The sequence below is a fragment of the Micromonospora sp. WMMD710 genome (assembly GCF_029626045.1).
Taxonomy (GTDB): domain Bacteria; phylum Actinomycetota; class Actinomycetes; order Mycobacteriales; family Micromonosporaceae; genus Micromonospora.
On record NZ_JARUBD010000001.1, the window covers coordinates 4,123,788 to 4,135,785 of the forward strand.

An 11,998-nucleotide genomic window follows, 5' to 3' on the forward strand; every position below is an offset into this window, starting at 1 on the left:
ATCCCGGCCTCCTAATAAATTGTCCGCCCGAGCGAGTCGCCGGCAGCTACTCCGTCGTGCTTACAGCGACGACCGAACGAGCTCGGCTACCACTGGATATACGGGAGACGAAAAGGAGCCGCGGCCCTGGTGGCTTTGCTTAGGCTGCGGCCACATTCGTCCCCCGGCGGCACAAGGGAAGCATCATTGCTCCAGACATGTAGCCAACCCGTTCGCATTTACTGCTTCAGTGCACGAACTGTCTCCACTTTGACGAAGGAAGCTGGCTGAGTCATGAGCGCCGCATCCATCCATATGGTTCTGCACGACCTTGCTCAGGCGGATCATGCGCGTGCTGCGTTAATCCACGGCGGTGAGGTCGTCAGTCGGGGTCAGCTCGATGCCTGGTCCGACGCTGTCGCCGACTGGCTGGCAGCGGAGGGGGTTCGAGCTGGCAGCATCGTGCCCCTTCAGCTGGAGACATCACCGGCACTGATTGCCACAGCCCTCGGTGTGCTGAAGCTCGGCGCCGCTTACGCGGTCATGGATCTGGAGTGGAACGCGCGACGCCTGCGGCGGATCGACGAGATTCTCGGCGGCGCCCTCGCGGTCGCCGCACCGGGCCGATCCAGCGGCTGCTTCGAACGTGAGGTCGAGTTGCCCGACTTCGACCCGCCCGCTGGGGACTCTGCCGAGCGCGCCTGGAAGTCGATCCCCGTTTCGGGCACCGACATCGCAACGGTCTTCTTCACCTCGGGCAGCACCGGCGAGCCGAAGGCGGTGCTCTCGACGCATGTCGCGACCCTGCGGATGTTCACCGGGGAGGGCATCGCATCCATCGACAGCGAGACCGTGCTGGCGCACCTGGGCTCCTCGAACTGGGACGCGTTTCCGTTTGAGGTCTGGGGCCCACTCCTGCGCGGCGGCGCCTCCTTGCTCCGGAAGCATCGGGCACTCACGCCCGACGAGCTACGTCACGAGATCTCGCACAACGGCCTCAACACCCTCTTCGTCACCTCTTCGCTGTTCAACGTTCTGGTCGACGAGGACGTGTCCGCATTCGAAGGCCTACGCGTGGCCATGGCCGGCGGCGAAGCCCTCTCCCCCGCGCACGTTGCGCGCTTCCTGGCCGCCCATCCGGACATTCCCTTCATCAACGGGTACGGCCCCGCCGAGTCGACGTGCATCGCTCTGATGCACCGAGTGACAGTCGACGACACCCACGACGCCATCCCCCTCGGTTATCCGATACCCCGCACCGGCGTACACGTGCTGGACGGCGAACGCGAGTGCGGCCCAGACGAGATCGGCGAGCTGTGCATCTCGGGCGACGGAGTGTCGCCTGGATACCTCGGTGACGAGGCGTTGACCGCGACCAAGTTCACCGAGGTGCTCATCGGTGGCCGACGTCTGCGGGTGTACCGCACCGGGGACTACGGCAGCAGGACCACCGATGGCTTGTTCACGTTCGAGGGGCGCCGCGATCGCGAGCTGAAGATCCGTGGACACCGGATCGACGCGCACCAGATCGAGCGGACGGCAGCCACTTTCGATGGAGTCGCGCAATGCGCCGTGGTCCCGCTGCTCGGCCTCTCCGGCCGACCGGAGTCACTCGCCCTCGCCGTGGTCTCGGCCAGCGACCACTTCGACGAGGAGAGCCTGCGGACTGCGCTGGTGGCCGACCTGCCTCCGGGGTGGGCTCCGGAGGCCGTCGTCCGACTGGCGGCGTTGCCGCTGACCAGCAACGCGAAGCTCGACACGGTCGCGCTGCAATCCGCCATCGCAGAGCTGACCTCAGCTCGCGCACAGGCCAACTCCAGCGATCCGATCGAGTCTGCGTTCAGCCGGGTTCTCGGTGGCGCACTGGTGGATCCCGACGCCTCGCTGTTCGACCTGGGCGGCACATCGCTGGGCGCGGTTCGCCTGTGCACGGCCCTGAGCAGGGTGACCGGTCTCAGCATTCCCGTGTCGGTTGTGCGCGGCCACCCCTCGGTCAACGAGATGCGCGACTGGATCGCCAAGCAGTCCGGGGCGACGCCGGGCGGGGCGAACGGGACCGACGCAGCGGACAGTGCGGACCGGGCGGACGCAACCGCGCCGTCACCGCTGACCGGGATGCAATCCGGATTTCTCCTGCCGCACCTCGACGGCAACGACACGCACAATCACCTCTACTTGGCCTGGCGCATCGCGGGCGCGCTCGACACCGACCATCTCGTGAAGGCGCTGCACGACGTCCACCACCGCCACCTGTACCTCCAGGGCCGTTACGACTTCGAGGACCTGGCTACGTGGAATCGTTCCGGCCGCCCGGTCTCGGTCGAGCACATGGAGGCCCCGGACGAGGAGACGGCCCTACCGCAGGTGAAGGCACTACTCGACAAGACCTTCTCCCTGTTCGAGGGAGAAGTCTGGCGTGCGGTGCTCTGCAAGCTCGAAGAGCCCGAGGGGTGGATCTTCGGGATGTCCGTTCACCACATCGCGTTCGACGGGTGGTCTAAGCGGATCTTCGTGGATGATCTGGCTGAGGCGTACCGCGCGCGTGGTGAGGGGCGGGAGCCACGGTTCGCGCATCCGGTGGCCGCACCATCTGAGATATACGCGGAGATGGAGCGGATCCGGGACTCGGCGGATCTCGCGGCGCAACGGGAGCACTGGGCGGAGGAACTGGCTGAGCTTCCGGTCGGCCCGGCACCGTGGGTCACGCCCGCAGAGTGCGCGGAAGCCGGCGTGACGAAGATTGACGTGCCTCTGCTGCCCGAGCAGACGGACTTCCTGAGTAGGCACTCCATCGGCGGTGGCCTTCTCCCACTCTTCATCGCCGCGCTTGGCGGAGCGCTGTCCGAGGTCACCGGTGCCGAGGACGTCATGATCGGTATCCCGGTGAACCAACGTTCCACCCCGGTTCTGCAGGACACCATCGCCTGCCTGATCGACATGATCGGTGTCAGACTGCGGAAAACCACAGCTGACGATGCCGCAGCCCGCGCCGAGAGCGCAGTTCTCGCTGCCCTGCGCAACAGCAACCTGTCCATCGCCGAGGTGGCCCGGGCCGCCGGGCTGGCAGGGCAGCAGTTGTACCACGTCATCGGCGCGGTGCAGGACTCGCCCAGCGCTGAGCTCCAGCTCGACGGCTGCGCGGTGCACGGGATCGAGCTGCCGTACATCCGCCTCCAGGCTCCACTGCTCGTCGAACTGCTCGCGGACGACGGCATCGCGTCGACGGTGCGGGTCACCTACGAGACCGCGCTGGTGACCGAGACCACGGCCCGGAGCGTCAGTGCGCGTCTGGTCTCCCGGCTCACGCAGGAGAGTGGCAGCCGAAGCGGAAGCGGATGGCCGGGTGGCACGCGAATGCCCGATGTCCGCACCCGCCCCGACGCTGTCGCATCAGCAAGCGGGCATCGAATACCTCCTCGGTAACGACAGTCAAAGGAGCTGCCAAGTATGAAGACCGAATACCAGCATGTCTCGGACCGCACCGCCGCACTCACGGAGATCTGGCGCGAGGTCCTTGGGAGGGAAGACGTCGACGAGACCTCGGACCTCGTCGAGAACGGCAGCACGTCCCTACAGCTGCTTCAGATCGTCGGCAAGATCTACGACGTCCTCGGTGTCGACGTCCGGCTGCGCGACCTCTTCACGCACGCCTCGCCGCAGACGCTGTCGGCATTCATCGACAGCTCCCAGGCTTAGCTTGGTGTTCCACCTCGGGTGTCACTCGACCTGCTCATCCTCGGTCCTTCCCCGGAACTGCCAAGACGGCCGCTCTCCGCGCGTGGAGATGTCGCGTAACGACGTCCGAGCAAATCGGCCGCCGTGCATGAATCTCCCAGTCACCGGGTGCGTCGGCGCGGCGGTTCCACAGTGATGATCAGGTGAATGTGCTGGTGACGGACGCATCGAAGCTCCGATCGACGGGGTGACCTCGACAAGTGAAGCTCCCGCCTGAGCCTGGACAGCGGGCACCAGCAGCGAAAGGAACTCCCCCATGCCCCAGAGCGAACGCCCTGTGGTTCTCGCGCTCGACTATCCCGGATACCGCAAAGAGGCCCGGATCGACGAACTGGCCCTGGAGCGGCACGGGGTGCGAGTCCACGACCTGCTGCCCTCCCCCCTGCCAAGGGCGGTGAGTGGCGCGGCGTACGCGGCCCGCCTGTTGGCGAACGTGCCGGCCGGGACGGGCCCGATCGCGGCGGTCGCCGCCTACTGTGCCTCCGCGCCGCTTGCCTTCGAGGTGGCCGCCGCCCTGGGTGGAGAGCCACCGGTGATCATGCTGTTCGACCCCCAGGTCGCGTCGCTGGAATCAATCAGGGCGGAATACCGCGCGCGGCTCGCTGAACTCGGCGTCCAGCTGAACGAACAGGAGGTGAGCGAGCGCGTCGACGCCGACACACTGGCCGCGGACCCGGAGCGCTTCGTCGCCGACCTCACCGACGAACTGGCCCGCCATGCCCTTGCGGCGCTGCGGGCGGCAGGCGCCACCGAGTCGGAGATCGCGGCAAGCGCCACGCAGATGGTCAGTGCGTACACGGACTGGTTCAGCCACCTGGTAGCGGCCCACCACGCCCGTACTCCGACCTGGGAGGGACATGTGCTGCGCGTTGACTCCGCGGACGCCGACCCGGCGGGTTACGCCTGCACTGCCGGGCACCAGCGCGCACTGCGCCTGAGCTGCGACCGGTTTGAACTGCTCAGGGCCGATGAGACGCGGGTCGCGGTCCTCGAGGCGCTGGGCCGTCCGCTTGAGTCTGGCACGAGGGAGAGGCTAGAGAGTTGCCCAGCCGAGTAGTTGAGTTGATCGCCTCCCAGGCACAACGCCGCCCTCTGGCGGCCGCCATGGTCGCACCCGACGGCAGGCTCGACTATGCCGAACTCGACCGAAGGTCAGCCGACTTGGCCGGTCGCCTGAGGCGACACGGGGTACGCCCCGGCGATGTCGTGCTTGTCCAGGCTTGCCGCGGCATCGCACTCGGCGTAGCTGTCCTTGCAATACTCCGGGCGGGCGGCGCCTTCTGCGTGGTGGATCCGGATTATCCGGCGGACCGCATCCAGCACATGTGGCAGCGTTGCGGTGCCCGGTTCGCGTTGGTCGAGCCGGGTCTGCGGCTCCCGGACGAGTCGGACGGGCCCATCGTGCTGCCGCTCCGCGAGGACCCCGCTGCCAGCACTGCGCACGATGCCCCGGCACCTGGCCGAACGGAGCCGGGCGGCGAGGATCCCGCTTACGTGGTGTTCACGTCCGGGTCCACCGGAGGGCCCAAGGCGGTTTCCCTGCCGCACCGCTGTCTGGACAATCTGATCGAGTGGACGCTGGCCAGTACGTCCCCCGAGCCACTGCGCACGCTGATGTTCGCCCCGCTCGGCTTCGACATATTCGTCCAGGAGGTGTTCACAGCCTGGTGCAGTGGCGGCTGCCTGTACACACCGTCCGACGCAGAACGCGTTGACCTGCAGCGTGTGTGGGAGCTGTGCCGTGCGTGGGAGATCGAGCGGATCTTCCTGCCGCCCGTGGCGCTGCGTCGACTCGCGGAGCTGACCGTCGAGTTCGGCATAGTTCCTGGCGCGTTGCGCGAAGTGGCAGTCGCGGGAGAGGCGCTGCAGATCACCCCTGCCGTCCGGGAACTGTTCCGACGGCTGCCCGCGGCGCGTCTGCACAACCACTACGGCCCGGTGGAGACCCACGTCGCCCTCGCCCACACGCTCACCGGCCCGTCGTACTCCTGGCCCGACCTTCCCCCCATCGGGCGGCCGCTGCCCGGCATGACGGCCCATGTCATCCCGCAGGAGGAGGGCAGCGAGTTGTGGTTGGCAGGGGTCGGCCTCGCCCGCGAGTATGTGGGTGATCCACAGCTGACGGACGCGCGGTTCCGCAGCGTACAGATCGAGGGACGGACCGTACGGGCGTACCGCACCGGTGACCTCGTGCGCGAGCGGCCCGACGGAGCCCTGGATTATCTGGGCCGGTCCGACGACCAGCTTAAGATCCGCGGATACCGGGTCGAGCCCGGTGACATCGAGGCAGCGCTGCTCCGCCACCCCGCGGTCCGGGAATGCGCCGTCGTGGCCTGGACGCCGCCCGACAGCGAGGAACGCAGGCTCGTTGCTCATGTAGTGCCTGAGCCGGGCTGCTCATTGGCGACCAGCGAACTACGCGCACATGCGGCGCAGTTGCTGCCGGACTACATGGTTCCCCACCACGTGGTCCACGCGTCCGAACTGCCGCTCTCCCCGCACGGAAAGATCGATCGCCGACGCCTGCCGGCCCCCGGCGACGCTCGTGACTACACCGGGTCACTCCCGGACCCCGGCGATCTGAAGTCGGCCGTCGCCGGCATCTTGTCGACGGTGCTCGGCGTTACCGACATACCACCCGACCGGCACTTCATGGACCTGGGCGGCACCTCGCTCTCCGCCGCGCTGGTTGTCACCCGCATCCATCAGCGCTTCCACGTCCAGGTGTCCGTGCAGGAGTTCCTGTCCGAGCCTACGGTGGAGTCGGTCACCGCACTGATCAGCGGACGAAGTGCCGCATGACTCCTCCGACCCCACACGACGGAGCGCGAACGCGCCGCCTGACTCCGCTCCTTCCACGACGCCCGCCAGGACACCCGCACGCTCGTGTGCTCTCCCCACCCAGGCGGCACCGTCCACACAGAACCGGCGAAGCGGCCAGCAGCAGTGCGGCCAGCAGCCGTGGGATCTCGTCCGCGAGCAGCGCGACGCTCTCGACGGCGCTCGGCACGGCAGTCCTGTCGCCCCGGGTACTGCACCGGCAGGATTCGGACCTTGGCGGCGAGCGCCAGCAGAGAGCGGCAGTACTGGCCCGCACAGCCTGGCGGAACAGAACCGGCGGTGACGGACACCCGAGACGACGAACTCACCCGCGGCGGCGCGCCTGACCCCAGCACACCACGGCGTCATTCCAAAACCGGGATTGCGCCGCCGGCCCTGCTATTTGGACGGCTTTTCCGCCACTGATCGTGAAGGCGATATGCACCAGGGTCGCTCGGACGGCTCGATCGCCGACACAGACCGGAATGGGCATATGAAGCTGCTGCCGGCCTCCGCCCTGCTCCTGTTGTCTGTCAGGACGTCAGAGGCACCTGCGTCAGTAATCTGAACCAGATTCTCCATGCGGTCGGCAGGGGCCGTTGTCGCGGCCGAAAGGGACACATATGGCGGACATGCTCCCGTTGCTGAGCACGCAACTCGGCTTCGCGCTGACGGCGGAACGCACCGGTCAGCGAGTCGCTATAAACAAACTCTTTCGTATGCCGCCCGCAGTCCTGTCAGCCGTCGACCTGAATCGGGTTCTACACTCGATCATGCTCAGGAATCCCACGCTGTCCTGTCGCATAGGGTTTTCCCGTGGCAAGGCGTATCAGGAGCGGTATTCCACCACGTATGACTTCGCCGAATTGCGGGCCGAGGACGAAGCGGGAGTCGTGCGACTATCCATGACGGTAGTCGATGAATTCGAAGCCTCTCTGGACGGTGTCGCGATGGCGGCACGCCTCGTACGCTCACGCGACGCCGACTATCTGCTGCTGGTTTTCGACCACGCACTTGTCGACGGCCAGTCGCAGCTCATGATGATCCAACAGTTGGCTGCCCCGGGGTCTCCCGATGACGCGCAGTGGGAGCGCTTCGAGGCCGCTGTGCGGGACAGGGCCGAGTCCGAGAGCGCGGCGGCAGGCGGGCGCGGAACCGCCTTCTGGGCGGACCGCCTGAAGAACTTCCACGGAGAGCTCCCCCAGGGGGCGGCGCAGATGCCCTCTGAAATCATCGCCGGTCTCCCGGGCGTCGCCATCCCGAGTGCCGTCCGTGGCTCCCACTTCCCATACGTCCTCTTCTCGCTCCACCGCGCTCTGCGCGACGTCACGGGGGGCGACGCAACCGTCATCGCTTACCCATGGGGACGGCGGAACGAGGCGTTCTCCGACGTCACCGGATGTTTCCTGAACACTGTCATCTCGATCGACCTGACCGGACCACGCAGCCCGCTCGATGCGATGGACGACTTCCTCGACGACTGGTGTCTGGAGATCGACCACGCGGATGTGCCGTTCGGTTCGCTCGCACGGCTCGGATCCGACCTCCCCGGCTCGGTCGCGGGGACGCTCGTCTACGCGGGGATGTTCGTCTATGAGGCCGCGACGGAGGGCAGCGTGAACGTCGCGGGGGTCGAGGCTGTCGAGGTCTCGCCGCGGTTTGGCCATAACCAGCCAATGTCGCCGTTCACGGCCGCCGCGACGGTCCGCGAACACGAGATCGGGCTTGAACTCACGGTGGACGAGGGGACCGGCTACGGGGTCCAGGACCTCGGTACCCGCTGGCGCCATCGGCTCAACGAAGTGTTCTCGCGCTTTCCCGCTCGGCAGTCCTGACGACCTGATCCGAGGAGCAGCAGCCGGTCGAGGCGGGTGAGGGGCAACGCGTGGCGGATTCCGCTGCCGGTGATCTGGGAGCTGCGGCTGTGGGGGCTGCCCTGGATGAGCCCGTGGGCGCGGAGTCCGCGTCGGTCGTCGCTGATCCCGCTGGATATGTCGCCCGCTGAACGTCCGAGGAGCGGCGCGAGGTGTTCGCGCGCAGAGTGCCGCTGCCGCGCCGGGTGGGCGGCGAGTCGCCGTGGTCCGCGCCGCCGCGTGGTCAGCCGTGCCCCGAGGACACCACCGAGATCAACTGATCGTCGGGCGGGCCGGGACACCGTTTCCCGCCCGCTAGTGCAGGGCGACAGCGAGGTCCTTCTCGATCGTGCCGAGGGTGGCGCGGGGCACGACCAGCACCATGACCGCCAGCGCCGCGGCCATGCCGCCCGCGACGACCACCGCCATCGGTACGCTCCCCGTGCCGAACAGGCCGGCGAGGGGCGCCGAGAGCGCGCCGGTGCCGAACTGCACGGCCCCGAGCAGCGCCGCGGCCGTCCCGGCGGCCTCACTGTGCCGGCTCATGGCCAGCGCCGGAGCGTTCGGCAGGGCCAGGCCGGCGGCGGCCAGGACGAGCCACAGTGACGCGAGCAGGGTGCCCAGGCCACCGAAGCCGGTGACGGCGAACAGGACCAGCAGCAGCCCGGCGGCCGTTCCGGCGATCAGGGCGCTGATGAGGATCTGCTGCGGCGTGTAGCGGCGCAGCAGCCGGACGTTGAACTGGGTGGCCGCGATGAGGCCGACGGCGCCGGCCCCGAAGGCCAGACCGAACTGCTGCTCGTCGAGGCCGTACTGGTCCTGCAGGACGAACGACGACCCGGACACGTAGGCGAACAGGGACGCCATGGCCAGTCCGGCGACCAGCACCAGACCGACGAAGGCCCGGTCGTTGAGCAGCCCCCGGTAGTCGCGCATGGTCGCCGCCACCCCGCCGTGTCGGCGTCGCGCCACCGCAAGGGTCTCCGGCAGTCGCAGCGCGGCGACGACGATCAGCAGGGCGCCCAGCACCGCCAGTGCCGCGAAGACACCGCGCCACTCGGTCCACCGCAGTAGGGCGCTGCCCAGCGTCGGCGCGAGGATCGGCGCCAACCCCATCACCAGCATCAGGCGGGAGAAGATCCGCGCGAAGGATGCGCCGCTGAACAGGTCGCGCACGACGGCCGTGGCGACCACGGTGGCGGCCGCGACGCCGAGACCCTGCAGGACGCGCAGCACGCCGAGCACGGCGATGTTGGGCGCGAAGACGCACAGCACGGAGGCCACGATGTGTGCGGCCAGGCCGGCGAGCAGCGGCAGACGCCGCCCGACCACGTCGGACAGCGGCCCGATCAGCAACTGGCCGAGCGCGAGACCGAGCAGCGTGCCCGTCAACGTCAGCTGCACGGCCGTCTCGGTGGTCTGCAGGCCGGTCGTGATGGCGGGCAGTGCCGGCAGGTACATGTCGATGGTCAGTGGGCCGATCGCGATCAGCGCGCCGAGCACGAGGACGAGCTGGACCCGTTGACGGCCGGTCATCAGGTCACCGGCCAGAACCTCGGCGTCGGCGGTGTCGGACGGGGTCGTGTCCACCTGCTGCGTCATCAATCTCGGTCTCTCTGCGGGATGGTGGCGCGCCGTCAACGAGAGCGTGACGAGGCAGGGCTGCGACGAACGTGATTCTTCTGCTGATCAACGCGGCAGAGGCGGATGTGTATCCCCGGTGTGTGGGGAGTCACCACCGCTGAGGCGTCGGCTGCCCGCACCGCGATCATCAACGCCACCGTCGGTCTCGCGAAGGCGTTCACCGTCCCGGTGGTGCTGACCACGGTGGCCGCCGAGCCGTTCTCCGGCCCGATCCTGCTCTTCGACCTGGGTGAGGGCCCCGCCGACGTGCTGCTGCGCCTGCTCATGGCCGACCAGCACCGGATGCCGATGACCCGCCTGGCCCATGACGCGGGCATGTCCAGTGGCGGGTTCACCAAGCTCGCCGACCGTCTCTGCACGGCCGGGCTGGCCGGACGCGTGGCGTGCGAGGCCGACCGGCGGGTGACCTACCTCGAACTGACCGACAAGGGCGAGGAGACCGCCGAGTCGATCGCCCGGGTCGCGACCCAGTCTCTGCGCGAACGGGTGCTCAGCGCCATCGGGCCGGAGGGCTTCGGCGTGCTCACCGACACCATGCGCAGGCCGCGCGACGCCAACGACGACCAGGGAAAGGCTCGACGGACCACGAGCCGACGTACGCCCGAGGCACCGCCGGCCCGCTGATCGCCGGGCACGCCCCCGGCCGGCCGCGCCGAGTCCCGGTCAGCCCTTCAGGAGTTGCCGCGCCATGACGATCCGCTGCACCTGGTTGGTGCCCTCGTAGATCTGAGTGATCTTGGCGTCCCGCATCATCCGCTCGACCGGGTAGTCACGGGTGTAGCCGTAGCCGCCGAGCAGCTGCACCGCGTCGGTGGTGATCTCCATGGCGGCGTCGGACGCGAAGCACTTGGCCGCCGCGCCAAAGTAGGTCAGGTCGGCGTCACCGCGCTCGGACTTGCCGGCCGCCGCGTAGGTGAGCTGCCGGGCCGCCTCCAGCTTCATGCCCATGTCGGCGAGCATGAACTGGATGCCCTGAAACTCGGCGACGGCCTTGCCGAACTGCCGGCGCTCGGCCACGTACCCCTTGGCGTAGTCGAGCGCGCCCTGCGCGATCCCGACGGCCTGCGCGGCGATGGTGACCCGGGTGTGGTCCAGGGTCTTCATGGCGGTGGCGAAGCCGGTGCCCTCCGCGCCGATGATCCGGTCGGCCGGGATCCGCACGTTGTCCAGGTAGACCTCGCGGGTGGGCGAACCCTTGATGCCGAGCTTCTTCTCCGGGGCGCCGAAGCTCACCCCGGGGTCGGACTTCTCGACCACGAAGGCCGAGATGCCCCGGGACCGGGCGGCCGGGTCGGTGACGGCGAAGACGGTGTAGAACTCCGACACGCCGGCGTTGGTGATCCAGCGCTTCACGCCGTTGAGCACCCAGTGATCCCCGTCACGTACGGCCCGGGTGGTCATCGACGCCGCGTCGCTGCCCGCCTCCGGTTCGGAGAGGCAGTACGAGAACATGGCGTCGCCGGCCGCGACCGGCGTCAGGTAGCGGCGCGTGAGCTCCTCGGAGCCGGACAACAGCAGCGGCATCGTGCCGAGCTTGTTCACCGCCGGGATCAGCGAGGAGGACGCGCAGGCGCGAGCCACCTCCTCGATCACGATGGCGGTGGCCAGCGCGTCCGCGCCCGCGCCGCCGTACTCCTCGGGGATGTGCGGTGCGTGGAAGTCGGCCGCCCGCAGTGCGTCGTACGATGCCTTGGGGAACTCTCCGGTCTCGTCGGCCTCGGCGGCGTGCGGGGCTACCTTCGCCGTGCAGACCTCACGGACCGCCTCCCGGATCGCCTCATGCTCCTCGGGCAACCGGTAGACGTCGAACGACTCGCCTGCGGCCATGTCGGCCCCTCCCCTTCACCGCTATCATGCGCAGTCTGTGACATCTCCCGACCGCCGACCGCGCAGACTGAAGACTAGCGACTGCAGTTCAGGTGATGTTACCGGCGCGTAGGCATGGGCATGACGGAGCACCCGCGCGG

The 11,998-nt window shown here is 68.4% G+C and carries 8 protein-coding genes; 6 read left to right on the forward strand and 2 right to left on the reverse strand.

The annotated features are described in order from the left end of the window. The first annotated feature begins 273 nt into the window (after positions 1-273). From O7620_RS18995 to O7620_RS19015, 5 genes are all read left to right on the forward strand, one after another. Positions 274-3,402 (forward strand): AMP-binding protein, encoded by a 3,129-nt coding sequence (locus O7620_RS18995; protein WP_278124176.1) that lies wholly within the window; start codon positions 274-276, stop codon positions 3,400-3,402. 24 nt (positions 3,403-3,426) lie between these two features. Further along, on the forward strand, positions 3,427-3,675 hold the full coding sequence (locus O7620_RS19000) for a phosphopantetheine-binding protein (RefSeq protein ID WP_151489346.1): 249 nt from the start codon (positions 3,427-3,429) through the stop codon (positions 3,673-3,675). 295 nt (positions 3,676-3,970) lie between these two features. Further along, on the forward strand, positions 3,971-4,771 hold the full coding sequence (locus tag O7620_RS19005; protein WP_278124178.1) for a hypothetical protein: 801 nt from the start codon (positions 3,971-3,973) through the stop codon (positions 4,769-4,771). Between the two features lie 5 nt (positions 4,772-4,776). Continuing rightward, entirely contained in the window at positions 4,777-6,516 is a 1,740-nt protein-coding gene (locus O7620_RS19010; protein WP_278124180.1) for a non-ribosomal peptide synthetase, read from the forward strand. Positions 6,517-7,157: 641 nt separating this feature from the next. After that, positions 7,158-8,369: a hypothetical protein gene (locus O7620_RS19015; protein WP_278124182.1), complete on the forward strand. Its 1,212-nt coding sequence runs from the start codon at positions 7,158-7,160 to the stop codon at positions 8,367-8,369. A gap of 333 nt (positions 8,370-8,702) precedes the next feature. Here the strand turns inward: O7620_RS19015 and O7620_RS19020 are convergent, their stop codons facing one another. Beyond that, on the reverse strand, positions 8,703-9,923 hold the full coding sequence (locus O7620_RS19020; RefSeq protein ID WP_151489360.1) for a Bcr/CflA family efflux MFS transporter: 1,221 nt from the start codon (positions 9,921-9,923) through the stop codon (positions 8,703-8,705). A gap of 171 nt (positions 9,924-10,094) precedes the next feature. On the opposite strand from O7620_RS19020, the gene O7620_RS19025 reads away from it, so the two are divergent. Next, on the forward strand, positions 10,095-10,655 hold the full coding sequence (locus O7620_RS19025; RefSeq protein ID WP_278124184.1) for a MarR family winged helix-turn-helix transcriptional regulator: 561 nt from the start codon (positions 10,095-10,097) through the stop codon (positions 10,653-10,655). Positions 10,656-10,694: 39 nt separating this feature from the next. Here O7620_RS19025 and O7620_RS19030 read toward each other — a convergent pair whose 3' ends face one another. Next, on the reverse strand, positions 10,695-11,858 hold the full coding sequence (locus O7620_RS19030) for an acyl-CoA dehydrogenase family protein (RefSeq protein WP_278124185.1): 1,164 nt from the start codon (positions 11,856-11,858) through the stop codon (positions 10,695-10,697). Between the last annotated feature and the right edge of the window lie 140 nt (positions 11,859-11,998).